This is a genomic window from Spirilliplanes yamanashiensis (genome assembly GCF_016863475.1).
Classification (GTDB): Bacteria; Actinomycetota; Actinomycetes; order Mycobacteriales; family Micromonosporaceae; genus Spirilliplanes; species Spirilliplanes yamanashiensis.
Map to the genome: position 1 here is coordinate 114,938 of NZ_BOOY01000016.1, position 24,506 is coordinate 139,443.

General features: G+C 74.3%; 24 protein-coding genes and 1 pseudogene. 11 read left to right on the top strand and 14 right to left on the bottom strand.

All coding sequences use genetic code 11. The features are described 5' to 3' along the window. From Sya03_RS11395 to Sya03_RS11410, 4 genes are all read left to right on the top strand, one after another. Nucleotides 1-1,050, top strand: a complete 1,050-nt coding sequence (locus Sya03_RS11395; protein WP_203938207.1) for an ABC transporter substrate-binding protein — start codon at nt 1-3, stop codon at nt 1,048-1,050. Nucleotides 1,051-1,124: 74 nt separating this feature from the next. Then, nucleotides 1,125-1,766 carry an HAD-IA family hydrolase gene (locus Sya03_RS11400; RefSeq protein WP_203938208.1) on the top strand — a complete coding sequence of 214 codons (642 nt, stop codon included), beginning with the start codon at nt 1,125-1,127 and terminating at the stop codon, nt 1,764-1,766. 20 nt (nt 1,767-1,786) lie between these two features. Further along, nucleotides 1,787-2,785, top strand: a complete 999-nt coding sequence (locus Sya03_RS11405) for a hypothetical protein (protein WP_203938209.1) — start codon at nt 1,787-1,789, stop codon at nt 2,783-2,785. Further along, entirely contained in the window at nt 2,782-3,834 is a 1,053-nt protein-coding gene (locus Sya03_RS11410; protein WP_203938210.1) for a carbohydrate kinase family protein, read from the top strand. The genes Sya03_RS11405 and Sya03_RS11410 overlap by 4 nt, the downstream gene beginning before the upstream one ends. 17 nt (nt 3,835-3,851) lie before the next feature. Here Sya03_RS11410 and Sya03_RS11415 read toward each other — a convergent pair whose 3' ends face one another. Further along, nucleotides 3,852-4,427 (bottom strand): pyridoxamine 5'-phosphate oxidase family protein, encoded by a 576-nt coding sequence (locus tag Sya03_RS11415; protein ID WP_203938211.1) that lies wholly within the window; start codon nt 4,425-4,427, stop codon nt 3,852-3,854. Nucleotides 4,428-4,523: 96 nt separating this feature from the next. Here Sya03_RS11415 and Sya03_RS11420 point away from each other — a divergent pair, with 96 nt between their 5' ends. Then, on the top strand, nt 4,524-5,114 hold the full coding sequence (locus tag Sya03_RS11420) for a class I SAM-dependent methyltransferase (protein ID WP_203938212.1): 591 nt from the start codon (nt 4,524-4,526) through the stop codon (nt 5,112-5,114). Nucleotides 5,115-5,162: 48 nt separating this feature from the next. Then, nucleotides 5,163-6,566 carry a Si-specific NAD(P)(+) transhydrogenase gene (sthA, locus tag Sya03_RS11425; protein WP_203938213.1) on the top strand — a complete coding sequence of 468 codons (1,404 nt, stop codon included), beginning with the start codon at nt 5,163-5,165 and terminating at the stop codon, nt 6,564-6,566. 22 nt (nt 6,567-6,588) lie between these two features. Here sthA and Sya03_RS11430 read toward each other — a convergent pair whose 3' ends face one another. The 6 genes from Sya03_RS11430 to Sya03_RS11455 all read right to left on the bottom strand — a co-directional run bounded on the left by Sya03_RS11430 (nt 6,589) and on the right by Sya03_RS11455 (nt 14,184). Beyond that, complete coding sequence (locus Sya03_RS11430) at nt 6,589-8,316, bottom strand: ABC transporter ATP-binding protein (RefSeq protein ID WP_239107351.1); 1,728 nt, start codon at nt 8,314-8,316, stop codon at nt 6,589-6,591. Between the two features lie 81 nt (nt 8,317-8,397). Continuing rightward, nucleotides 8,398-9,423: a LacI family DNA-binding transcriptional regulator gene (locus Sya03_RS11435; RefSeq protein WP_203938312.1), complete on the bottom strand. Its 1,026-nt coding sequence runs from the start codon at nt 9,421-9,423 to the stop codon at nt 8,398-8,400. A 31-nt stretch (nt 9,424-9,454) separates the two neighbouring features. Beyond that, the gene (locus Sya03_RS11440; protein WP_203938214.1) at nt 9,455-10,846 is read right to left on the bottom strand and encodes a GH1 family beta-glucosidase; all 1,392 of its coding nucleotides are present in this window, start codon (nt 10,844-10,846) and stop codon (nt 9,455-9,457) included. Then, entirely contained in the window at nt 10,843-11,676 is an 834-nt protein-coding gene (locus Sya03_RS11445) for a carbohydrate ABC transporter permease (RefSeq protein ID WP_203938313.1), read from the bottom strand. Before Sya03_RS11445 ends, Sya03_RS11440 begins: the two co-directional genes overlap by 4 nt. A 96-nt stretch (nt 11,677-11,772) precedes the next feature. Continuing rightward, complete coding sequence (locus Sya03_RS11450; protein WP_203938215.1) at nt 11,773-12,783, bottom strand: carbohydrate ABC transporter permease; 1,011 nt, start codon at nt 12,781-12,783, stop codon at nt 11,773-11,775. A 78-nt stretch (nt 12,784-12,861) separates the two neighbouring features. Continuing rightward, entirely contained in the window at nt 12,862-14,184 is a 1,323-nt protein-coding gene (locus tag Sya03_RS11455; RefSeq protein ID WP_203938216.1) for an ABC transporter substrate-binding protein, read from the bottom strand. Between the two features lie 539 nt (nt 14,185-14,723). Between Sya03_RS11455 and Sya03_RS11460 the strand changes: the two genes are divergently transcribed. Next, complete coding sequence (locus Sya03_RS11460; protein ID WP_203938217.1) at nt 14,724-15,083, top strand: hypothetical protein; 360 nt, start codon at nt 14,724-14,726, stop codon at nt 15,081-15,083. Nucleotides 15,084-15,105: 22 nt separating this feature from the next. Continuing rightward, on the top strand, nt 15,106-16,002 hold the full coding sequence (locus Sya03_RS11465) for a phosphotransferase (RefSeq protein ID WP_203938218.1): 897 nt from the start codon (nt 15,106-15,108) through the stop codon (nt 16,000-16,002). A 4-nt stretch (nt 16,003-16,006) separates the two neighbouring features. Here the strand turns inward: Sya03_RS11465 and Sya03_RS11470 are convergent, their stop codons facing one another. Beyond that, nucleotides 16,007-17,419 (bottom strand): NADP-dependent succinic semialdehyde dehydrogenase, encoded by a 1,413-nt coding sequence (locus Sya03_RS11470; protein ID WP_203938219.1) that lies wholly within the window; start codon nt 17,417-17,419, stop codon nt 16,007-16,009. A gap of 89 nt (nt 17,420-17,508) precedes the next feature. Continuing rightward, nucleotides 17,509-18,126 (bottom strand): annotated as a pseudogene (gene bluB, locus Sya03_RS11475) (5,6-dimethylbenzimidazole synthase); the annotation flags it as partial. A gap of 104 nt (nt 18,127-18,230) precedes the next feature. On the opposite strand from bluB, the gene Sya03_RS11480 reads away from it, so the two are divergent. Beyond that, entirely contained in the window at nt 18,231-18,620 is a 390-nt protein-coding gene (locus Sya03_RS11480) for a hypothetical protein (RefSeq protein ID WP_203938220.1), read from the top strand. Then, the gene (locus Sya03_RS11485; RefSeq protein WP_203938221.1) at nt 18,620-20,125 is read left to right on the top strand and encodes a class I SAM-dependent methyltransferase; all 1,506 of its coding nucleotides are present in this window, start codon (nt 18,620-18,622) and stop codon (nt 20,123-20,125) included. Before Sya03_RS11480 ends, Sya03_RS11485 begins: the two co-directional genes overlap by 1 nt. Here the strand turns inward: Sya03_RS11485 and Sya03_RS11490 are convergent, their stop codons facing one another. The 5 genes from Sya03_RS11490 to Sya03_RS11510 form a co-directional block, all read right to left on the bottom strand. Beyond that, the gene (locus tag Sya03_RS11490) at nt 20,126-20,470 is read right to left on the bottom strand and encodes an iron chaperone (RefSeq protein ID WP_203938222.1); all 345 of its coding nucleotides are present in this window, start codon (nt 20,468-20,470) and stop codon (nt 20,126-20,128) included. A gap of 61 nt (nt 20,471-20,531) precedes the next feature. Continuing rightward, nucleotides 20,532-22,127: a GGDEF domain-containing protein gene (locus Sya03_RS11495; RefSeq protein ID WP_239107354.1), complete on the bottom strand. Its 1,596-nt coding sequence runs from the start codon at nt 22,125-22,127 to the stop codon at nt 20,532-20,534. A gap of 47 nt (nt 22,128-22,174) precedes the next feature. Further along, nucleotides 22,175-23,335, bottom strand: coding sequence for a sugar efflux transporter (locus Sya03_RS11500; RefSeq protein WP_239107356.1), 1,161 nt, complete (start codon nt 23,333-23,335; stop codon nt 22,175-22,177). A 91-nt stretch (nt 23,336-23,426) separates the two neighbouring features. Then, nucleotides 23,427-23,660, bottom strand: coding sequence for a zinc-ribbon domain-containing protein (locus Sya03_RS11505; RefSeq protein WP_203938224.1), 234 nt, complete (start codon nt 23,658-23,660; stop codon nt 23,427-23,429). Next, complete coding sequence (locus tag Sya03_RS11510) at nt 23,660-23,863, bottom strand: hypothetical protein (protein ID WP_203938225.1); 204 nt, start codon at nt 23,861-23,863, stop codon at nt 23,660-23,662. The genes Sya03_RS11505 and Sya03_RS11510 overlap by 1 nt, the downstream gene beginning before the upstream one ends. 86 nt (nt 23,864-23,949) lie before the next feature. Here Sya03_RS11510 and Sya03_RS11515 point away from each other — a divergent pair, with 86 nt between their 5' ends. After that, nucleotides 23,950-24,420, top strand: a complete 471-nt coding sequence (locus Sya03_RS11515) for a DUF2231 domain-containing protein (protein ID WP_203938226.1) — start codon at nt 23,950-23,952, stop codon at nt 24,418-24,420. Nucleotides 24,421-24,506: the final 86 nt, after the last annotated feature.

A 24,506-nucleotide genomic window follows, 5' to 3' on the forward strand; every position in this document is an offset into this window, starting at 1 on the left:
ATGAGTCGCAGAACCCTCGCCCTCGCCGCAGCCGGCGTGGCGCTCGTACTGCCCGTGACCGCGTGCACCAGCACCAAGCCGGCGGAGAGCGGTGCGGCCGACGGGGGCGGCGCCTCCGTCGACCCCGCCGCTCCCGCCGCCACCTCCGTCACCGTTCCCGGCAAGGCCTCGAAGAACTACAGCATCCAGTTCATCCAGGGCGTCGCCGGCGACGAGTTCTACATCTCCATGCAGTGCGGCATCGAGGCGGAGGCCGCCAAGCTCGGCGTCACCGTGAACACCCAGGGCCCCCAGAAGTTCGACCCCACCCTGCAGCGGCCCATCGTGGACTCCGTCCGGGCGAACAAGCCCGACGCCGTCCTCATCGCGCCCACCGACGTGACCGCCATGCAGTCGCCGCTGGAGGCCGTGGCGCAGGGCGGGTCCAAGGTCGTGCTGGTCGACACCACCACCGAGGACCCGTCGTACGCGGCGTCGGCGATCGCCTCGGACAACATCGGCGGCGGCAAGGCCGCCTTCGAGGCCATCAAGCAGCTCAACCCCGACGGCGGCAAGGTCATGATCATGTCGACCGACCCCGGCATCTCGACGACCGACGCCCGCGCGAAGGGCTTCGAGGACGCCGTCAAGGCGGACAGCAAGTTCCAGTACGTCGGCATCCAGTACTCGCACAACGACCCCGCCACCGCCGCCAACCTGATGACCTCCTCGCTGCAGAAGGACGCCGACCTGGTCGGGGTCTTCGCCGCCAACCTGTTCGCCGCCGAGGGCACGGCCACCGGCGTCCGCCAGGCCAACAAGGGCGCCCAGGTCAAGATCGTCGGCTTCGACGCCGGGCCGGGTCAGGTCAAGGCCCTGCGGGACGGCACGGTCAACGCCCTCGTCGCCCAGCAACCCGCCACCATCGGCCAGTACGGGGTCGACATGGCCGTGGCCGCCCTCGACGGCGGTCAGGTGACACCCAAGGTGCAGACCGGCTTCACCGTCATCACGAAGGAGAACCTCGACACCCCGGAGGGCCAGGCCGCCGTCTACAAGTCCAGCTGCTGACCACCGCGGGCACCGGCCTTCGAGGCCGGTGCCCGTACCCGGCACCCGTTGCCGGCCCTTCCGACGGAGGCTGCATGACGCGGTTCACGGTCGACGCCGTCCTGTTCGACCTCGACGGCACCCTCGTCGACTCGACGGCCAGCGTGCACCGCAACTGGCAGCGGATCGCCACGCTCATCGGCCGCGCCGGTGAGGACCTCGTCGGCGCCCTGCAGGGCATCCCCGGCTCCCAGGTCCTGCGCATCGTCGCACCGGAGCTGTCCGACGAGCGCGTCCACGAGCTGAACCGGATCCTCGTCGAGGGCGAGATCGACGACACCGCCGACGTCGTCGCCACCACGGGCGCGGCGGACCTCGTCGCGGCGATCCCCGCCCCGCGCTGGGGCATCGTCACCAGCGCACCGCTGCGGCTGGCCACGGCCCGCCTCGCCGCCGCCGGCCTGCCGGTGCCGCGGACGCTGGTGACGGCGGACGACGTGGCGACCGGCAAGCCCGACCCCGCACCCTTCCGGCTGGGCGCCGGGCGGATCGGCCACCCGCCGGCCCGCTGCCTCGCCGTCGAGGACGCGCCCGCCGGCATCGCCTCCGCCACCCGCGCCGGCTGCCGCACCGTCGGCGTCCTCACCACCTACCCCCGCCTCGACGGCGACACCGTGCCGGGCCTGTCCGCGCTGGCCGTCCGGCACACGCCGCGCGGCCTCACCGTCAGCTACTGAACCCCCCGACTGGAGGGTGGATGTCCACCGCCTCGTCATCGCCGGTCCGCCGCCTCGACCGCAAGCTGAGCGCCGTCCTGGAGGGCCGGTACTCCCCCGACGACTTCGTCATCGCCGACGCCAAGGACGCGGACATGGCCTTCGGCGTCACCGCCGCCGGTCCCGTCCCCGGCAAGAACGGCCGCCACCGCACCCGCGCGGCGTACGTCGAGGCGATGCGGGCCCAGATCGACCACGGCCGGCTCGACATCGTGCTGACGTCGGCGTCCAACGGCGAGCGGCTGGCCGGCGACGGCTCGCTCGGCGACGACGTGACGCTCGCCGTGCGGGCCAACGACACCACCGACATCTGGAACCCCCGCGGCGGCGGCTACGCCACGCGGCCGTCGCGGCCGTTCCGGACCGCCGACCTGGCCGAGGTCCGCCGGTTCTGCGACCTGGTGCTGTACTCGGTGACGTTCAACAACGACCTCGACCACGACGTGGCCACCCTGCGGGCGTACGCCGCGTTCCGCCGGGAGGCCGCGGAGCTCGGCCTGCGGCACTTCCTCGAGGTGTTCAACCCCAACGCGCCCGCCGGGCTCGCCCCCGAGCAGTTCGGCGCGTTCGTCAACGACTCCATCGTGCGCACCCTGGCGGGCGTGACCACCGCCCACCGCCCGCTGTTCCTGAAGATGGCGTACAACGGCGGCGCGGCGGTGGCCGAGCTGGTCGAGCACGACGCGTCGATCGTCGTGGGGATCCTCGGCGGCTCGGCCGGCACCACCCGCGACACGTTCGAGCTGCTGCACCGGGCCGAGCGGCACGGCGCCCGGGTCGCCCTGTTCGGCCGCAAGATCCAGCGGGCGGAGTCCCAGCTCGACCTCGTCGCTCTGCTGCGGCCCGTGCTCCGCGGCGACCTCACGCCCGCCGAGGCCGTCCGCGCCTACCACGACGCGCTCGCCGCGGCCGGCATCGCGGCCCGGCGCACGCTCGAGGCGGACCTGGAGGTCACCGACCCCGCGCTGCGTGCGGAATGACCACGCGCGCCGGCGTGCTGTGCGCGGGGTCGGTGGTCGCCGACGTCGCCAAGGTGATCGACGCGTACCCGGCGCTCGACCACCTGGCGACGATCGAGCAGGTCTCCACCGGCACCGGCGGGCCCGGCCTGAACATGGCCGTGGACCTGCGCCTGCTCGGCGCCGCCTTCGACGTCGGCATGCTCGGCGCCGTCGGCGACGACCTGCACGGCGACCTCATGCTGGCGGCGTGCGCGACGCTGCGCATCGACACCACCGGCGTCGCGCGGATCCCGGGTGCGGTCACGTCGTTCACCGACGTGATGGTCGAGCGCGACGGCGGGCGCCGGACGTTCTTCCACCATCGCGGGGCGAACGCCCTCTTCGACGGCGCGACCGCCGACCTCGGGCGGTCCTCCGCGCGGATCCTGCACGCCGGCGCGCCCGGCATCCACGAGACGATGGACACCGCCCTGCCCGGCGGCGGCAACGGCTGGTCGGCGCTGCTGCGCCGGGCCCGGGCGGCGGGGATGCACACCAACCTCGAGCTGGTCGACCTGCCGCCGCAGCGCATGCGCCGGCTCGTCGAACCCTGCCTGCCGTACGTCGACAGCCTGGTCATCAACGAGCTGGAGGCCGGCGCGCTGACCGGCCTCGACGCGCCGGTTCCCACCGCGGACGGGCCGGTGGACTGGGCGACGCTGGAGCGGATGGCCCTGCGCCTGATCGACGGCGGGGTCTCCACGCTGGCCGTGGTGCACTTCCCCGCCGGCTGCGTCGCCGCCGCCCCGGGCGGGCGCACCTGGCGGCAGGGCTCCGTCCGGCTGTCCCGCACTCAGATCCGCAGCACCACGGGCGCCGGCGACGCGTTCGCCGCCGGCGTCGTCCTCGGCCTGCACGAGCGCTGGCCGGTCGACCGGTGCCTGCGTCTCGGCGCCGCGTCGGCCGCCGCCTGTGTCACCAGCCCGCACACGTCGGACGGCATCCCCGCGGCCGGCGCCTGCCTCGCCGCCGCGGACCGCGCCGGCTACCGCCCGACCGGCCGGCCGGGCGACGACCGGGGCCGCTGACGGGAGCGGCCGCCCACTCAGACGGCCGGGGCGCCCTGGCCGGTCCGGCGCACCGCGAAGTAGTCGCTCTTCTTCGCCTGCGCCTCGTCGGTGTGGTGGCCGCGCTGCCGCGGCACCTTGAGCAGCCGCGGGATGTGCTTGGCGCAGTGGATGTACGCCTCCTCCACCCTCGCCACCACCCACAGCTGGGCCCGCCGCCCGGGCACCGGGTCCTCGGGCAGCCCGAGGTCCTCCACCAGCTCGGCGTGGCCGTTGACGTGCAGGCCGATCCGCTCGGCGAAGTCGATGAACACGAGGCCGACGTGCGGGTTCTCGGTGATGTTGCCGAGGCTCGCCATGACGCCGTTGCCGCGGTACTCCGGCCAGGTGATGCGGCGGTCGTCGAGCACCCGCACGAAGCCGGGCGGGCCGGCCCGGAACGTGTTGTCGCACTCGCCGCGGGCGTCGGACGTGGCGACGAACATCATCTCCTGGCGGACGACGAACGCCCGCATCGGCTCGTTGAGATGGTCCAGGACCTGCCGCTCGTAGAAGTCGTCCGCCCGCTCCGTGGTGCCCAGCCGTTCCTGCAGCCGCCGTTCGCCGTCGTTCATGCGCGCCTCCATGCCTCCCGCATTGCGGGGCAGTCTCGCACAGTGACATGAAAGTCGCACACAGCTGCAACTTGCACGCATGTCAGACTGGTGACCATGCCCGACGAGAACGGCTGGACCCGGCTGCTGCGCGAGAAGCCGGGCCACTCCGACTGGTACGTGGACCGGTTCCGGCGCCTCGCCGCCGAGGGCGAGGACCTGGCCGGCGAGGCCCGGCTCGTCGACGCCCTCGTCCCCCGCCGGGCCCGCATCCTCGACGCGGGCTGCGGCACCGGCCGGGTCGGCGCGGCGCTGGCCGCCGCCGGGCACGACGTCGTGGGCGTCGACCTCGACCCCGTGCTCGTGGCGGCCGCGCGCGAGGACCACCCCGGCCCGCGCTGGCTGGTCGGCGACCTGGCCACCCTCGACCTGCCGGAGGCCGGCTTCGACGCGGTGGTCAGCGCCGGCAACGTCATGGCGTTCGTCGCGCCGGACACCCGCGTCGAGGTGCTGCGCCGGCTGGGCGCCCACCTGCGCCCGGACGGCCGGGCGGTGATCGGCTTCGGCGCCGGCCGCGGGTACGCGTTCGACGACTTCCTGGCCGACGTGGCCGCCGCCGGGCTCACCCCCGACCTGCTGCTGAGCACCTGGGACCTGCGCCCGTTCACGCCGGACGCCGGCTTCCTGGTGGCCGTGCTGCGCACCTGATCCACCCGAAGCCTGGCGCGGGAGCCGCGCGCTTGCGACGCTGGGTCCGTGCATGACTACGAGGTGCTCGTTCTCGGATCCGGGCCCAGCGGGCAGAAGGCCGCCATCGCGGCGTCGAAGCTCGGGCGCCGGGTCGCCATCGTCGACCGCCGCGACATGATCGGCGGGGTGTGCATCAACACCGGCACGGTGCCGTCGAAGACCCTGCGCGAGGCCGTCCTCTACCTGACCGGGCTCAGCCAGCGCGAGCTGTACGGCAGCAACTACCGGGTCAAGGAGGACATCAGCGTCAGCGACCTGGCGGCGCGCACCCAGCACGTCATCAACCGGCAGACCGACGTCATCCGCAACCAGCTCAGCCGCAACCAGGTGGCGCTGATCAGCGGGGCGGGCCGGTTCGGCGACCCGCACACGGTGTGGATCGACAGCGGCACCGGCCGCGACACCAAGGTCACCGCCGACAAGATCATCATCGCGGCGGGCACCCGGCCGGCGCGCCCCGACAGCGTCGACTTCGACGACCGCACCATCGTCGACTCCGACGGCGTCATCAACCTGCACGCCGTCCCGCGCAGCATGGTCGTGGTCGGCGCGGGCGTCATCGGCATGGAGTACGCGTCGATGTTCGCCGCCCTCGGCACCAAGGTCACCGTCGTCGAGCGCCGCCCCGGCATGCTGGAATTCTGCGACGCCGAGATCGTCGAGTCGCTCAAGTACCACCTGCGGGACCTGTCGGTGACGTTCCGCTTCGGCGAGGAGGTCGCCGCCGTGGAACGGCACGCCACGGCCGCGCTGACCATCCTCAAGAGCGGCAAGAAGATCGCCGCCGACACCGTCATGTACTCGGCCGGCCGCCAGGGCCAGACCGACGACCTCGACCTGCCGGCGGCCGGGCTGAGCGCCGACCGGCGCGGCCGCATCGAGGTCGACCAGCACTACCGCACCGCCGTCGAGCACATCTACGCCGTCGGCGACGTCATCGGCTTCCCGGCGCTGGCCTCCACGTCGATGGAACAGGGCCGGCTGGCCGCCTACCACGCCTGCGACGAGCCCACCCGCGAGATGCACGCGCTGCAGCCCATCGGCATCTACACGATCCCGGAGATCAGCTTCGTCGGGAAGACCGAGGAGGAGCTGACCAACAGCTCCACGCCGTTCGAGGTGGGCATCGCCCGCTACCGGGAACTGGCCCGCGGGCAGATCCTCGGCGACTCCTACGGCATGCTCAAGCTGCTGGTGTCGCCGGAGGACCGCACGCTGCTCGGGGTGCACGTGTTCGGCACCGGCGCCACCGAACTGGTCCACATCGGCCAGACGGTGATGGGCTGCGGCGGCACCGTCGACTACCTCGTCGACACGGTGTTCAACTACCCGACGCTGGCCGAGAGCTACAAGACGGCGGCGCTGGACGCGGTCAACAAGATCCGGCACATCCACCGCATCGACGGCTGACCCGCGACGGCCCGGACCGGGGTCAGCCCACGGCGGCGGGGGTGGTGGCGATGCGCAGCGCCTCGACCAGGTCGCGGTACAGCGTGTCGGTGGCCAGCAGGGTGGCGTGGGTGCCCTGGGCGCGGATCCGGCCGGCCTCCAGCACGACGATGTGGTCGGCGTCCAGCACGGTGGACAGCCGGTGCGCGATCGTCACCACGGCGCCGGTGGCGGCGCGGTCGCGGATGCACGCCTGCAGCGCCGCCTCGGTGAGGCCGTCGACCTGAGCGGTGGCCTCGTCGAGCAGCAGCACGTCGGGGGTGCGCAGGATGGCGCGGGCCAGGGCGATGCGCTGGCGTTCGCCGCCGGAGACCTCGCTGCCGCCCAGCGGGGTGTCCAGGCCGCCGGGCAGGCCGTCCACCTTGCCGTCGAGGCGCACGGCACGCAGGGCGGCGCGCAGCTCCGCCTCGGTGGCGTCGGGGTGGGTGAACAGCAGGTTGTCGCGGATCGTGCCGGGCACGACGGGGGTCTCCTGCTCGACGTAGGCGAGCCGGGCCCGGATCTGCGCGGGCGACAGCGACCGGTACGGCACGCCGTCGAGCAGCAGCTCGCCCGACTGCGGGTCGAGGAAGCGCAGCATCAGCGAGAACAGCGAGGTCTTGCCGGCGCCGGACGGCCCGACGAGGGCCAGGTGCCCGCGGCGCGGCACGGCCAGGTCGACGCCGTCGACGGCCGGGGCGCCCTCCGGGCCGTACCGCAGGGTGACGCCGCGCAGCTCGACGACCGGCCCGTCCGGGTCGGGGTGCGGGGCGGGCCCGCCACCGGGGGCGGCCTGCGGCTCGCGCTCCATCGCCTCGACCTCGCGGATGCGCGCGGCGGCGGCGATGCCGGACTGCAGGGCGGTGACGTTCTGGGTCAGCTCGCCGATCGGGCCCATCAGCTGGAACGCGTACAGCAGGAACGCGATGAGGCTGGACACCTCCAGCAGGCCCAGCTCGGCGCGCCAGGCGCCCACGCCGAGCACCACGATGATGGCGACCTGGATGCCGGCCCAGGAGACGGTCCACACCCAGGCGGCCCGGCGGGCGGCCCGCACGTTGTGCGCGGCGGCGTCGCGGGCGCCGGCCTCGATCCGGCCGGACTGGCGCTCCTCGGCCCGGCTGGCCTTGACGGTGCGGATGGCGCGCAGGGTGCCCTCCAGGTCGCCGCCGAGCCGGCCGACGGACTCCTGCGCGGCCCGCTGCGCCGCGCCGATCGTGGGCAGCAGCACGCTCATCACCCCGCCGACGACGAGCACCGCGGCCAGGGTGCAGCCGAGCAGGACGAGGTCGAGCACCCCCATCAGCACGAGCGTGGCGACGAAGGCGATGCTCGCGTTGACCAGCCCGACGATGCTCGACGACGCCTCGTGCAGCAGCCCGGTGTCGGAGGTGACCCGGGTGACCAGCTCGCCGGTGGGGCGCCGGGTCAGCTCGGCGAGCCGGACGGTGAAGTACCGCCGGATGATCGACGTGCGGGCGTCCAGCACGACCCGCTCGGCCAGCGCGCCGAGCAGCATCCACTGCCACAGCCCGATGCCCGCGCCGAGCACCACCAGGCCGAGCAGCAGCCCGATGGGCCCGGCGAGCGCGCCGCCGGCGCCGAGGGTGTCGATGATCCGCTTGGTGACCAGCGGGGCCGCCAGGTTGGCGGCGTTGGCGACCAGGCCGAGGACGAGGCCGAGCAGCAGCACGCCGCGGTGGGGCCGCAGGAAGCTCAGGAGGGTGCGCACCGCAGAAGTGGAACACAGGCCGGGCCGTCCTCGACACGGCCGCCGGGCCCCGCGCGGTGTGCGCCGGCCGGAACCGGCCGGTCAGGCCGACTCGCGCAGCACCAGGCGGGTCGGCAGCACCAGGGAGTCCGGGGCGTCGCCGCCCGCCATGGCCGTGCGCAGCAGCCGCACCATCTCCAGGCCCATCGCCGACACCGGCTGGTGCACCGAGGTCAGCTGCGGGCGGGTGTGCCGGGCCACGGTGGAGTCGTCGAAGCCGATCACCGCCACGTCCTCGGGCACCCGCAGGCCGTGCTCGGCCAGCACCTGCATGGCGCCGGACGCCATCAGGTCGGAGGCGACGAACACGGCGTCCGGTGCGGCGCCCGCGGCCAGCAGCCCGGCCATCGCGGCCCGGCCGCTCTCCTCCGACCAGTCGGCGACGGCGACCAGCGACTCGTCGCGCGGGACGCCGGCCGCCGCCAGCGCGTCGTGGTAGCCGGCGAGGCGGGCCGCGCCGGCGTCCATGTCGAGCGGGCCGGTGATGGTGGCGATCCGGCGGCGGCCGGTCGCGTGCAGGTGGGTCACGGCCGCGTGCGCGCCGCCGGCGTTGTCGGCGTCCACGTACGGCAGGTCGCCCGCGATCCGGCCCACCGACACCGCGGGGATGCGCAGCTCGGTGATGAGCTGCGGCAGCGGGTCGTCGCGGTGCAGCGACGCCAGCAGCACCCCGTCGACGTGCCGGCCGGCCAGGAACCGGTGCAGCCGGTCCCGCTCGGGCGTGGTGCGCGCCATCGCCAGCAGCAGCTGCAGGCCGGACTCGGCGACGCCCTCGGTGACGCCGCGGATGAAGCCGCCGAAGAACGGCTCGGTGAAGACCCGGGAGTCCGACTCCGAGATCACCACCGCGACCGAGTCGGAGCGGCGGGTGACGAGGCTGCGGGCCGCCCGGTTCGGCACGTACCCGAGGGTCTCGATGGCCCGCCGCACCGCGGCGCGGGTGGCCTCGGTGACCTGCGGCGAGTCGTTGAGCACCCGGGAGACCGTGCCCCGGCCCACGCCGGCCAGCGCCGCGACCTCGTCGAGGGTCGGCGACCGGCCGGCGGGGGTGGAGGTCGGCATGGGCATCATTGTGCCCTCCCGCCCCAGGTGGGGGTGCTCAGAGGCCGTTGCGGGCGATGACGTCGCGGAACCACAGTGCGCTGTCCTTGGGTGTGCGCTCCTGGGTCCGGTAGTCGACGTGCACGATGCCGAACCGCTTGCGGTACCCCTCGGCCCACTCGTAGTTGTCCAGCAGCGACCACACGTGGTAGCCGCGCAGGTCGACGCCCTGGGCGATGGCGTCGTGGCAGGCGCGCAGGTGCCCGTCGAGGTAGGCGATGCGCTCGGTGTCGGCGACCCGCCCGTCCGGGCCGGGGCCGTCGGGGTAGGCGGCGCCGTTCTCGGTGATGAGCAGCGGCAGGCCCGGGTGGTCGCGGGCGACCCGCAGCAGCAGGGCGGTGAGCGCCTCGGGCTCGATCTGCCAGTTCATGTCGGTCACCGGGCCGACCGGCGCCCGGAACTCGACGCCCTCGCTGCCGGGGTAGTCGCCGGGGCGGCCGGGCGCGCCTGGCCGGGCGCCGACGTGGGTGGGGCTGTAGTAGTTGACGCCCAGCACGTCGATCGGCTGCCCGATCAGGTCCTCGTCGCCGGGGCGCAGCCACGGGGTGCCGCCGAACCGCGCGGCGTGGGTGAGCACGTCGGCGGGGTAGCCGCCGGCGAGCATCGGGCCGAGGAAGATGCGGTTGTGCAGGCCGTCGACGAGCCGCACGGCCGCCTGGTCGGCGTCGCTGGCCGGGTCGAGCGGCAGCACCGAGGCGAGGTTGAGCGTGACGCCGAGCCGCCGCGCCCCGGCGCCGCGCAGCGCCGCCACCGCGAGCCCGTGGGCCAGGTTGAGGTGGTGCGCCGCCGCGAACGCCGCGGCCGGTTCCTGCCGGCCGGGCGCGTGCCGGCCGGTGCTGTAGCCGAGGAACGCCGAGCACCACGGCTCGTTCAGGGTCGTCCAGGTCGCCACCCGGTCGCCGAGGCGCTGGTGCACGGCCAGGGCGTAGTCGGCGAACGCCTCGGCGGTCTCGCGGTTGGTCCAGCCGCCGCGGTCCTCGAACGTCTGCGGCAGGTCCCAGTGGTACAGGGTGACGACCGGGTCGATGCCCTTGCCGACGAGCTCGTCGACGAGGCGGTCGTAGAAGTCGAGGCCGCGGTGGTTGACCGGGCCGGTGCCGTCGGGCTGGATGCGCGGCCAGGCCACCGAGAAGCGGTACGAGGCCAGGCCCAGGTCGGCCATCATGGCGACGTCGTCGCGGTAGCGGTGGTAGTGGTCGCAGGCGATGTCGCCGGTGTGCCCGCGGTACACCTTGCCCGGGGTGCGACTGAAGGTGTCCCAGATGGACGGGCCCCGCCCGTCCTCGTTCGCCGCGCCCTCGATCTGGTACGCGGCCGTGGCCGAGCCCCAGACGAAGCCGGGCGGGAAGGTGAGCCCGGTGCGCGCGGGCCGTGCGTCTGTCGTCGTCATCCCTTGACCGCTCCCTGCATGATGCCGCCGATGATCTGCTTGCCGAACACGATGAACACGATGAGCAGGGGCAGGCACGCGATGGCCGTGCCCGTGAACACCTGAGACATGTCGCTGTAGTAGCCGTTGGACAGGTTGCTGAGCGACAGCTGCACCGTCGGGTTGTCGCCCCCGCCCAGCACCGCCAGCGGCCACATGAAATCGTTCCACGTCGTCATGAACGTGAGCAGCCCGAGCACCGCGGCGGCGGGCCGCAGCGCGGGCAGGACCACGTGCCAGAAGATCCGGAACGTCGTGCACCCGTCGATCCGCGCCGCCTCGATCAGCTCCGTGCTGACCGCCTGCGAGGCGTACTGGCGCATCATGAACACGCCGAAGCCCGTGACCAGAGCGGGGACGATGACGGCCTGGAGCCGGCCGTCCCAGCTGAGGGTCTCCGACGCCATGATCATGTAGAGCGGGATGATGCCGAGCTGGGTCGGGACCATCATCGTGCCGATGATGACCAGCAGCAGCGCGTTGCTGCCGCGGAAGCGCAGCTTGGCGAACGCGAACCCGGCCAGCGACGAGAAGAACACCACCGAGACGGTGACCGCCGTGGCGACGATGAACGAGTTGGTCAGGCCGGTGGCGAACATGGCGTCGGGGTTGGCGAACAGCCGCCGGGCGTTGTCGAGGAAGTTCCCGCCGGGGGTGACCGGCGGCGGGATCTGGCCCAGCGAGTCGTTGCTGCGGGTGCCGACCACGAACATGTAGTAGATCGGGAAGACCGACGCCACGGTGGCCGCCAGCAGGCCGACGTAGGTCAGCGGGGTGGCCCGCCAGAGCATCGCCGCGCTCTCCCGCGGCCGGCTCGCCCGGGCGCGGACGGGCTTGAGGGCCGCGTTCGGCGGGGGCGCGTTGGTGAAGGTGCCGGTGGCCATGGGTTACCTCTTCCCCTCGCCGCTGATCCGGCGGGTGACGAGCGCGTTCGCGATCGCGATCAGCACGATCAGCAGGAACAGCATCCACGCGACGGCGGAGCCGTAGCCGAAGTTGTAGTAGGGCGCGAAGGCGTTCTCGTACATGTACATCGTGATGGTCTGCACCTCGCGCTCCGCGCCGCCGCGGATGCTCGACGCCCCCGAGCTGAACAGCAGCGGCTCGGTGAACAGCTGCAGGTTGCCGATGGTGGACACGATGATGCAGAAGACCAGCGTGGGCTTGAGCATGGGAACCGTGATCGACCAGAACTGCCGGGCCCGGCCGGCGCCGTCGATGGACGCCGACTCGTACAGGTCGCGCGGCACGGCCTGCATGGCGGCCAGGAAGATCAGCGCGTTGTAGCCGATCCAGCGCCAGTTGACCATCGTGGACACCGCGACCCAGCCGAGGTAGCGCTCGCTGTGCCAGTTCACGTTCTCCAGGCCGGTGAAGCCGAGCGCCCAGTTCACCAGCCCGAAGTCGGTGCTGAAGATCTGGTTGAAGATGATGGCGACGGCGGCGGTCGAGGTGATGTTCGGGACCAGCGCGCTCATCCGGAAGAAGGTGCGGGCGCGCATGGTGCGGTTGAGCGTGTTGGCCAGCCACAGCGCCAGCAGCAGCTGCGGCACGGTGGCCAGCACGAAGATGCCGAGCGTGTTGACGACGGAGTTCCAGAAGTCGGGGTCGCGCAGCAGCGCCTGGTAGTTCGCCAGCCCCACGAACTGCGGGTCCTGGGCGATGAGGTCCCAGTCGTGCAGGGACACCCACGCCGTGTAGACCAGCGGGAACGCGCCGAAGATGCCGAACAGCACGAAGAACGGCGCGACGTACAGGTAGGGCGAGGCCTTGATGTCGAGGCGGGCGGGCCAGGTGCGGCCGGGCCGGTGGGTGGCCGGCGGGCGGGGCGGCGGGCCCGCCCCGGCGTCGGGGGCGGCGCCGGCGGCGGGTGGGCCGGCGTCGGTCTGCAGGGTCATGTGCGGTCCTCCGGTGCGGGGACGGGGCCCGGGCGCGGTGCGGTGCGGTGCGGTGCGTCGCGGGCCCCGTCCGGCGGCCTACTTGGCGGCGGCCTTCTTGGCGTTGGCGACCGCGTTCTGCCAGCCCTTGGCGGCGTCGGCCTTGCCCTGGTCGATCTGGGTGATGGCGTTCTCGACCTCGGTGCGGATGGCCTGGTTCTTCGGGCCCATGTAGACGGGCTTGAGCGCCTTGGCGCCCTCGCCGAAGATGGCGCCGACCGGGGCGTCGCTGAAGTAGGCGTTCTTGTACTCCTTGACGGCCGGGTCGTCGAGCGCCTGCGCGCTGGCCGGCAGGGTGCCCTTGGCCTTGAACGCGGCGATCAGGCCGTCCTTGCTGGTGAGGAACTTCGCCAGCGCGTACGCCTCCTTGTGGTGCTTGCCCTGGGTCGGCACCGCGAGGTGCGAGCCGCCCCAGTTGCCGCCCTCACCGGGGATGCGGGCGATGTCCCACTTGCCCTTGGCGGACGGGCCCGCGTTGCCCTCGATGACGCCGGTCATCCAGGCGGGGCAGGCGATGGTGGCGAACTTGGCCTGCTTGAAGGCGGTGGTCCACTCGGGGCTCCACTGCGGGTACTTGCCGCTCAGCCCGGCGCCGATGACCTGGGCGGTCTGGTCGAACGCCGCCTTGACCACCGGGTTGGTCTCGACCACGAGCTTCTCGGCGGTGTCGTAGTAGGTGTAGCCGGTGGCCTTGCCGGCCTCCTGCAGCAGGATCGTGTTGTAGATGCCGGTGCCGGAGTCGACGAACGCGGCGCCGGTGTTCCCGGCGGCGAACCTCTGCCCGGTGCTGATGTAGTCGGCCCACGTCGGCCACAGCGCCGAGACCTCGTCGCGCGCGGTCGGCAGGCCGGCCTTGGAGAACAGGTCCTTGCGGTAGCACATCGCCATGCCGCCGACGTCGGTGCCGAGGCCGATGACCTGCGCCTTGTCGGCGCTGAGCCCCGCCTCCCACTTCCACGGCAGGAAGTTGTCCTTCAACTCGGCGGCGCCGAACTGGTTCAGGTCGACGAAGTTCTTCGGGTTCGCCTTGTACTCGATCATGATGCCCTCTTCGATGGCCACCACGTCGCCGGCGCCCTTGCCGGTGGCGAGCTGCTGGGTGAGCTGCGGGGAGTACTTGTCGAGCGTCATCCCCTTGCCGCGGATCTCGACCGTGATGTTCGGGTTGGCGGCCATGTAGTCCTGCGCGAGCTGCTCGTAGCCGAACTCGCCGAACGTGTCCACGATCAGCTTGACCTTGCCGCCCGGGGCGGCGGCGCCGGCGTCGTCGTCCCCGCCGCCGCACGCGGCCATGCCGAGGGCGGTGACGGCGGCGAGGGCGGCGGCGGACAGGACGCGCCCGCGGCGCGAGGAGGTACGCATGTGAACCCCTTCCAGGGAGAGGTGGTGCCGGGGGATGGGAGCGCTTCCATGGGAGCGCTCCCATGCACGAGGGTGAGCCCCGTCACGCGCCAAGTCAAGGGCGGGCTGCCGGAAAGTTGCGCGCGTGTTACCTCCGGCGGCACCCAACGGGCACAACCCGGGCGAACCGGTTCGGTCCTTGCGTCGATCGAGCACAGTGATCCTCCGACCGCCGAACCCCGACGAGAGGCCCACCGTGCGCCGACCGCTCCCGACCCTCGCCCTCACCCTCGCCGCCGGCCTCGCCCTGCCGGCCTGCACCGCGCAGGGGGACTCCGGCGCCCCCCCCCGCGCCGTCCGCAGGCTCCGTCGCGCCGGCGTCCACCGCGCCCAGCCCGGCCGCGCCGACGGCCACCGACCCGTCGCCGTCGTCCAGCGCCGCCGGGCCCGCGTCCGGCCGCGGCTCCGGCATCCTCGAGGGCGGCCGGCAGGTCGTCATCCGGCCCACCGAGGCGTTCGAGGCGATCCTCGGCGTCGACGCCAAGGGCCGGCTCAACTCGATGGAGGGCGACGTCCCCAAGAGCCTGTTCGTCCTCGCGCCCGTCGGCACCCGGCACCAGATCAAGACGGCCGAGGCGGACAGCAGCGGCGAGCCGTCCTGCATGGGCCTGCGCGACAACGGCGCCAAGCCCGCCACGATCGTCGCCGCGCCCTGCGACACCAGCGCCGCCGGCCAGCTGTTCACGATGAAGAAGACCGGCAGGTCCGACGGCGACCTGCCCGCGTACACGATCGGCGCCGCCGGCGGCCGCACCCTGCAGGACAAGGGCGTCGGCGGGCTCGTGGCCGCCACCGGCGCGGGCTCGCCGTTCGTCCTCGTCGACAACGGGCCGTCCACCCTGCCGCGCCTCGGCGACTGACGGCGCCGACTACGGTGCGGGCATGGCCACGCAGCGCATGCCCGCCGCCGAGGTGGACGTCTCCCCCGGCCTGGCCCGCCGGCTGCTGCGCGCCCAGCACCCGGCCCTGGCCGGCCTGCCGCTGAGCCCGCTCGCCAACGGCTGGGACAACGTCCTGTTCCGGCTCGGCGACGACCTCGTCGTGCGGCTGCCGCGCCGCGCGCTCGCCGCCCGGCTGCTCGCCCACGAGCTGCGCTGGCTGCCCGGCCTGGCGCCGCGGCTGCCGCTGCCCGTGCCCGCCCCGGTCGCGGCGGGCCGGCCCGGCGAGGGCTACCCCTGGCCGTGGAGCGTCGCGCCGTACCTGCCCGGCGACACCGCCACCGACACCCCGCCCGCCGACCCGGCCGCGGCCGCCTCCGCCCTGGGCGGGTTTCTCGCCGCGCTGCACACCCCGGCGCCGCCGGACGCGCCGGCGAACCCGTACCGCGGGGTGCCCCTGGCGGCCCGCCCCGCCGCCTTCCACGACCAGGTCGCCGCCCTGGGCGACACCGTCGACGCCGCCGCGGCCGGGCGCGCCTGGGCCGCCGCGCTCGCCGCCCCCGCCTGGAGCGGGCCGGCGCTGTGGCTGCACGGAGACCTGCACCCCGGCAACATCGTCGTCGCGGGCGGCCGCGTCACCGGCGTCATCGACTTCGGCGACGTCACCGCGGGCGACCCCGCCACCGACCTGGCCGTCGCGTGGCTGCTGCTGCCGGCCGCCGCCCGCCCGGCGTTCGCGGCCGCGTACGACGCCGCGGCCGCCATCCCGGCCGACGCCGCGACGTGGGCGCGCGCCCGGGGGTGGGCGCTGGCCATGGGCGTGGCGGTGGCGGCGCACTCGGCCGACAACCCGCGGATGGCGGCCATGGGGCGGCGCACGCTGGCCGCCGTGCTCGGCTGAGCGGCTACTCGGTGTGCGGGGCGCCGCCGCCGGACGCGGCGCCGTCGCCGACCCAGACCGTCTTGAGGTTGCAGAACTCGCGGATGCCCGCCGCCGACAGCTCCCGGCCGTGCCCCGAGGACTTCACGCCGCCGAACGGCAGCTCCGGGAACGAGGTGGTCATGCCGTTGACGAACACCGCGCCTGCGTCCAGGTCCTCCACGACGCGGCGCTGCTCGTCCGGGTCGGTGGTCCAGGCGTTGGAGCCGAGGCCGAACGGGGTGCCGTTGGCCAGCGCGATCGCCTCGTCGTACGACTCGGCGCGGTAGACGCCGGCCACCGGGCCGAAGACCTCCTCGGCGAACATGCGCATCTTCGGGGTGAGGCCGGCGACCACCGTGGGCGGGTAGAACCAGCCGGGCCCGTCCGGGCGGCGGCCGCCGCACAGCACCTCGGCGCCGTGCGCCGCCGCGTCGCTCACCTGCTCGTCGAGCTCGTCGCGGCCCTGCGCGGTGGCCAGCGGGCCGACGTCGGTGCCGTCGGCCGTGGGGTCGCCGACCGTCAGCGCCGACATGTTCGCGACGAAGCGCTCCACGAACGCGTCGTACACGTCGGTGTGGACGATGAAGCGCTTCGCGGCGATGCAGCTCTGGCCGTTGTTCTGGCAGCGCGCCGTGGTGGCGACCTGGGCGGCCCGGTCCAGGTCGGCCGACGGCAGCACCAGGAACGGGTCGCTGCCGCCCAGCTCCAGCACGACCTTCTTCAGCTCGCGCCCGGCGATCGCGGCGATGGACCGGCCGGCCTGCTCGCTGCCGGTGAGGGTGGCGGCGCGCACCCGGTGGTCGCCGAGCACCCGCTCGACGGCGCCGGAGCCGATCAGCAGGGTCTGGAACGCGCCCGCCGGGAAGCCCGCCCGGCCGAACAGCTCGCCGAGGTACAGCGCGGTCTGCGGCACGTTCGACGCGTGCTTGAGCAGGCCGGTGTTGCCCGCCATCAGGGCGGGCGCGGCGAACCGCATCGCCTGCCACAGCGGGAAGTTCCACGGCATGACCGCCAGGACCGGCCCGAGCGGCCGGTACGCCGCGTACGCCCGCACGGCGTTGACGGCGCCCGCGTCGGCGGGCTCGTCGGCGAGGAAGCCCTCGGCGTGGTCGGCGTAGAACCGGCAGGCCGTGGCGCACTTCGCCACCTCCGCCTTGGCCGCGGCGAGCGTCTTGCCCATCTCGGTGGTCATCAGCGCGGCGACGTCGCCGGTCTCCGCGTCGAGCAGGTCGGCGGCGGCGCGCAGCCAGCCGGCCCGGTCGGCGAACGTGGTGCCGCGCAGCTCGCGGAACGCGCCCGCGGACCGGCCGATCGCCGCGTCGATCTGCTCGTCGCCCAGCGCGTCGAACGTCTTCAGGGTCTCGCCCGTCGCCGGGTTCACCGTCGCGATCGCCATGCCGCTCACCTCTCTCGGGACGTCACCTCAGGGCTACCCCGGCCCGGGCGGTCCGGAACGTCGCCCGCCCGGCCGCCTGCCGCGGGTGGCGCGCCCCAGCGGTCGGCGTGCAGGGCGGTGTCCAGCGGGCGGCGCCGGCGCCAGCCGTGCCGTTCCAGGTCCGGCTCGGCGGCCAGGTGGGTGACCGGGCCCAGGCACAGCCACGCCACCGGCCGCACGTCCGCCGGGATGCCGAGCAGCTCACGCAGCGCGTCCTCGCGGTAGAACGACACCCAGCCGACGCCGAGCCCCTCGGCGGTGGCCGCGAGCCACAGGTTCTGGATCGCCAGGCACACCGAGTACAGCCCCGCGTCGGCGATGGCGTGCCGGCCGAGCACCGCCGGGCCGCCCCGGGCGGCGTCGTAGGTCACGACGACGGACAGCGTCGACTCCAGCACCCCGTCGATCCGGATGCGGGCGAACCGCTCGGCCGCCTCCGGGTCGAGGGTGCCGGCGAAGACCTCCCGCTCGCGCTGCACGTGCCGGTGGAACCGCTCGCGCAGCGCCCGGTCGCGCACGAGCACGAAGTCCCACGGCTGGGACAGGCCCACGCTGGGCGCCGCGTGCGCCGCCGTGAGCACCCGGTCCAGCACGTCGGGGGCGATCGGGGCGCCGGTGAACTGGCCGCGCACGTCGCGGCGGCGGTGGATCACGTCGTACAGGTCGATGGCCGGCCTCCCGCCGCGGTCGGCCCGGGCGACGCCCGGGCGTGCCGTCCGGAGCCTACCCACCGGCTCGACGCGGGTTGCCCCGCATGCCTAGGGTGTCGATCATGCCGACGCCGTGGACGCACGCCGATGCCTGGGTTCTCGCCTCGCTCGCCGGGACGAGTGCCGACAACAGCTGCGCGCTGAGCGAGGTGGTGGCCCGCGCCGACGCGCTGAACCACGCCGTGCTGACCGAGCCGGAGTTCACCACCGCGCTGGCCCGGCTCGCCGCGGCCGGCCTGGCCGTCGCGGGCCCCGACGGCTACGCGCTCACCCCGGCCGGCGCCGCGCTCTACGAGGACCGGGCCGGCAAGGGCGGCTGGGCCGAGTCGCTGCCGGTCGGGCTGCGCGGGCACGGCGAGCCACCGGCCGCCGAGCCGCTGGCGCTGCCGCCGGGCGACTTCGACCGCGCCGTGGCCGACTACCAGGCCGCCGTGGAGCGCGCGCTCAGCTGATGCGCTACGTCCTGTTCCCCGGCCGGCACCACCTGCTCACCCGGTTCCAGGCCGGCTACCTGCGGCGGCTCGCCGGGCCCGGCGTGACCGTGGTGTGGGCCGTGACGTCGGCCAACCACGAGAACACCCGGCGCAACCCCGTGCCGTACCACCGGCGGGAGGCGGCGATCGAGCGGTTCAGCGTGCAGACCGGCCTGCGGTCGGTGGTCGTGCCGGTGTTCGACACCGCCCCGACCGACCGCTTCGCCGAGGTCACGCTGAAGACCGTCACGGTGGCCACCGGGCTGGAGCTGACGCCCGCCGACACGGTCGTCGCCTGCTCGACGCCCGAGGTCGCCGCCCTGTACGACAAGCTGGGCTTCCGCATCGCCGGGGTCGAGGCCGACGAGCCGGGCGAGCCGCCGGCCCGGCCGTGGGAGGTGCTGATGCGCCTCGCCGCCGGCGACCCCGCGTGGCGGGAGCTGGCGCACGAGGCCACGATCGACGTGTTCGACCGCTACCTGCTGGCCGGCACGGTCCGCACGGTCGTCAACGACCCGGTCGTCGGCGACGAGGGCGGCCTGACCGCCACCCGCGACTACCGCGCCTACGTGGCGGCGTTCGCCGACGGCGCGGCCCGCAAGTGGGAGCAGGTCCGCGCGCACGTGCGGCCGGGCCGGGTCGTCGACGTCGGCTGCGGCGCGGGCGCCGTGCTGGAGCTGGCCGACCGCGAGCCCGCGCTGCGCGAGAGCGACCTGATCGGCGTCGAGGTCGCCCGCCACCTGTACGAGGAGTGCGTGCACAAGAAGGCGCAGGGCGTGTTCGGCAACGCCAACGTGTTCTTCTACCGCCGCAACGTGCTGGGCGGGGCCATCTTCCCGCCGCGGTCGGTGGACACCACGCTGACGTTCGCGCTGACCCACGAGATCTGGTCCTACGGCGACCGGCTCGCGTCGGTGCGGGCGTTCGCCCAGGCCGTGTACGACCACACCGCGCCCGGCGGCGTCTGGATCAACAGCGACGTGTGCGGCCCCGACGGCAAGGACCGCCCGGTGCTGCTGACGCTGCAGCGCGGCGACGGCGCCAACCCGGCCGCCCCGCGCCGCGACCTGGCACAGCTGAGCGCCGAGGAGGTCGCCGCGTACACCGGGGGCCTGTCCACCCGCGCCCGGCTCGACCAGTTCGCGGTCGACGCCGCGTTCGACGTGCCGTACGAGCCGGCCGGCGACGGCGCGGTGACGACGACGCTCGGCGCGGCCATGGACTACCTGACCCGCAAGGACTACGTGCACAACTGGCTGTCGGAGACCCGCGAGCAGTTCTGCGGCCTGGAGTGGGCCGACTGGAAGTCGCTGCTGGCCGACGTCGGCTTCGAGCTGGACCCGGCGTCCGGCCCGTACCGCAACGACTGGGTGGTGGACAACCGCATCGCCCCGGTGGCGGCGCTGGCCCGCCCGGGCGGCGAGCCGCTCGACTGGCCGGTCACCCACGTGCTGCTCGTCGCGCGCCGCCCGCGCAACACCTGATCAGTCTTGCCGGTGCAGCGCGGCGAGCCGCTCGACGATCAGCACCGCCACGTCGTACGGCAGCGGGTCGCGGTGCGGGAAGTGGGCGGCGTCCTTCGCCCCGCGGTACGGCGCGACGGCGCGCTCGTACGCGTCGTCGCCGCCCGGCACGGGGTACAGCGCGATGTGCTTTTTCCACGCCGCCAGGTGCACCAGCGACGACCCGCCCAGCGTGACGGTCGGCATCCCGTACCGGATGGCCTCGCCCGCCCCGGGCACCGCGGCGTGGATGCGCCGGCGCAGCTCGGCGAGCCGCTCGCGGACGTCGGCGGGCTGGGCGGCGAGGTAGTCGTCGACGCTGTTCACGCCCCCACCGTAGGCGACGGGCGGCGCGGCCTGAGCGAGTTCCTGCGCGCCTGGCGGTGGGTCAGCAGACCACGCGGTCGCGGCCGCCGCGCTTGGCGGCGTACAGGTGGCGGTCGGCCTCGGCGAGCAGGGCGGCCTGGAGGTCGCCGCCGGGGGCGCCCGCGGCCGGGTGCACGGCCACGGCGCCGATGCTGACGGTGACCGGCAGGTCGCCGGTGACGGGGCGCCACGGGTGCGCGCGGACCGCCACCCGCAGGTCGTCGAGGCGGGCGTGCACCTCGCCGGGGCCGACGCCGGGCAGCACGACGAGGAACTCCTCGCCGCCCATGCGGGCCACGAAGCCGTCGGCGGCGGCGGGGCCGCCCGCCAGCCCGGCGGTGAGCACGTCGGCCACGGCCACCAGGACCCGGTCGCCGACGTCGTGCGACAGCGTGTCGTTGATGCGCTTGAAGTGGTCGAGGTCGACCAGCGCCACGGTCACCGCGGTGCCGGCCGAGCCGGCGGCGGCGAGCGTGTGCGGCAGCCGCTCGTCGACGAAGCGGCGGTTGTACAGGCCGGTCAGCGGGTCGCGGCGGGCCTGCTCGCGGTACCGCTCGGCGTCGCGGCGGGCCTCCGCCGTCTCGAACATGGCCTGCCGGGCGCGGGCGCGCGCCTCCTGCTGGGTGGAGCGCAGCTCCTCGGCGCCGGCGTGGAAGCGCTTGTACTCGGCGAAGGCGCGCTCGAAGTCGCCGGCGGCGGCGAACAGCTCGGCCTGCTCGGCCATGGCGCGCACCCGCACCCCGGCGAGCTTCTGGTCGGCGCAGACGGCGCGGCAGCGGTCCAGGCTGGCCTGGGCGCGGTCGAGGGCGCCGAGCCGCCGCTGCGCCACCGCCAGGGTGAGCGAGGCGTCGGCGACGTCGTGCGCCTCGAACCAGCGCGGCGCGTCGTGCACGTCGCGCAGGGTCTCCTCCGCGGCGGCGAACTCGCCGGTGCTGATCTGGATGTTGGCGATCGTGTCGCGCTCGACGATGAGGAAGTCGCGGCCGAGGACCTGCCGGGCGGCGTGCATGCGCTCGACGACGGCGAGCGCCGTCTCCGCGTTGCCGTCCTCCAGCTCGGTGTACGCGAGGTTGTTGAGCACGAGCAGCTGCCGGGTCCGGTCGCCGGCGGCGACGGCCAGCTCCTCGGCCTGCCGGTAGCGGTCGCGGGCGGCGTCGGTGGAGCCGGACTCGGCCAGCGAGTTGGCCAGCCGGACGAGGTAGATGATGCGCAGCCCCGGCGCGGCGCCGTCCTCGAGCAGCTCGACGGACGACAGGGCGTGTTCCAGGCTGGCGGCGTGGTCGCCCAGGTAGTGGAAGGTCAGCGCGAGGTGGAAGTGGCTGCGGGCGCGCAGCGGCCGGCAGTCGTGCTGCTCCGCCCAGGCGTGGGTGGTGAGGAAGGTGCGGGCGGCCTCGCCCACGTTGCCCTCGCGCTGATGCATGTCGGCCTGCAGCAGCCGGGCCCGGTGCAGCAGCACGTCGTCGCCGAGCATGTCGGCGGCCTTGGCGGCGTCGGTGGCGCGGGCGAGGATCGCGTCGACGTCGTGGCCCTGGTGGTTCTCAAGATCATCCAGCTCGGCCGCGAGCTCCGCCACGGCCCGCGCGGGATCCGTGGCGGGCTCCGACAGCCGCCTGCTCACACCTGTCGCTATCGGCAGGACGGGCCGGAAACCGAGCGGAACGCGGGTCACACCCGTCGGGGGCGGCTGACCAGCAGCAGGACCAGCGCCACGGCGCACAGCGCCACCCCGGCGGCGTACGCGCTGCGGTAGCCGAAGTGCTGCGCCGCGCCCAGGACCGGCCCGGCGAGCATCGCGCCGATCGGGAAGGCGTTGCTGAACAGCGTCGACGCCCGGCCCGGGTGCCGCGGCAGCATGTCCTGCACGTAGGTGACGCCGAGGCCGCCGACGACGGCGATGGAGCAGGCCAGCAGCAGTTGCCCGGCGGCGAGCTGCCAGGTCGCGTGCGCGGTGGCGGCGACGGCGAAGTAGGCGAGGCTGCACGCCGGCCCGGCCAGCATCAGCCGGCGCAGCGGGAACCGGGCGGCGAGCGCGCCGAAGCCCAGCATGAGCGGGATCTCCAGGGCGGCGCACAGGCCGAGGATGAACCCGGCGTCGCCGACCGAGCCGCCGAGGTCCTGGCTGATGAACAGCGGCATGGCCTGCACGCCGAGGTTGCCGGCGCACTGGATGAGGGCGAACGCGGCGACGGTCAGCAGGATCACCGACCGGGGGGCGTCGGGCCCGGCGGCGCGCGCGGGCGGCGGCTCGTCCGGCCCGTCCGGCCCGGCCGGCGCCGCGGGGGCCGGGCCCGCCCGCTCGGCGGGCGACGGGGCCAGCCAGGCGAACGCCACCAGCGCGGCGAGGGCGTACATGAGCGACGCCGAGCCGTACACCAGCCGGAAGCCGCCGGTCTCCAGCAGCACGGCGGCCAGCGGCGGCCCGGCCACCCACGCGATCGAGAACAGGGTGCGCAGGCTGCTCATCGTCATGGCGGCCTTCGGCGAGCCCTGCACCACCTCGCGGGCGTAGGCGAACACCTGCGGCATGAGCGCTCCCGCCACGGCGGTCGCGGTGACGGTGAGCCCGAGCAGCACGAAGTAGTCGCGGACGAACGCGGTCAGCGCGGCGCCGAGGCAGCCGGCGAGCGCCACGACGACGAGCAGCACCCGGCGCATCGGCCGCCGGTCGGACAGCCGCCCGATCAGCGTGCTGACGACCACCGACGACAGCGGCGCGGCGACGAGGAACACGGTGACCCGCACGGGCCCGGCCTGCACCTCGGTGTCGAGGAACAGCGCCAGGAACGGGAAGGCGATGGCGGTGGAGACCCCGACGGCCAGCAGCACGGCGGCCAGCGGAATCCACCGCCGTACGCTAGGCCTGCTCGGGGTTTCGGTCGTTACCGCCACAAGAATGCATCATATAGCCGGGCCATGATCACGCGCCCAGCCGGGCCGCCTCCCGCGCATCGATGGACCGCACCGCCCCGCAGTGCGCGCACTGCAGGTAGTGCTGCGCCGGCCGCACCGGGAACAGCGGCACGAAGAACAGGGTGAACTTCGTCGTGCGGCGCAGCAGCGTCTGCGCCGCCGCCACCCCGCACACCGAGCACACCAGCGACAGCACCGCCACGCGGTGGTCCTTGCTGCGGACCCCGAACAGCAGGAACATCAGCGGCCGAACGAGAAGCGGCGGCGCTTCGGCTTGCGGCCGAAGGTGCGCTGCAGGGTGTCGGCGCCCCCGGTCAGCAGGCGGGTCGCCCGGTTCGGGCCCCGCCGCGCCTCGACGGCCTGGCCGAGCTTGCGCGCACCGGCCGCCGCCAGGGGGATCGCGACGGCCATGATCACGTACCGGCGAATCAGGTTGATGAGCATGGTCCTGCAGTACCCGGTGGGGCGCGCGTCAATCGACCGGTCCGGAGACGGTGGATGACCAGGCCCGCGATCACTAGCCTGATCTGGTGTTCGAGGAGATCGCGGGAATCCCCGCCCACCCCCTGCTGGTGCACGCCGCGGTCGTCTTCGTGCCACTGCTGGCGCTGGCCGCCGTCGCGTACGCCTTCCTGCCGTTCGTCCGGCCGCACCTGCGCTGGGTGCTGGCGCTGCTCGCCGTGGCCGCGCCGGTCGCCGCCCTGCTGGCCAAGCTCTCCGGCGACGCGTTCCTGGCCCGCCTCGGCCGGGCCGGCCGGATCAGCGACGAGTACGTGCCGCGCCTGGCCCAGCACCAGGACCTCGGCACCTGGACGCTGTACGCGGCGCTCGCCCTGGGCGTGCTGACGCTGGCGCTCGTGGTGCTGGTCAGGCCGGGCGCCGGGCGGACGGTCCCCGCGCTGGCGCTGGGCGCGCTGACGCTGGTCGCCGCGGGCGCGAGCCTGTACTTCGTCGTGCGCACCGGCGACACCGGCGCCCAAGCGGTGTGGAACGGCCAGTGAGCCCGTCGCCCGATCGGGTGACGCCGCGCTCCCGGGCCGCCCGGCAGCGCCGCGGGCGTGACCGCCGCCGCCCGGCCGGCCGCCCC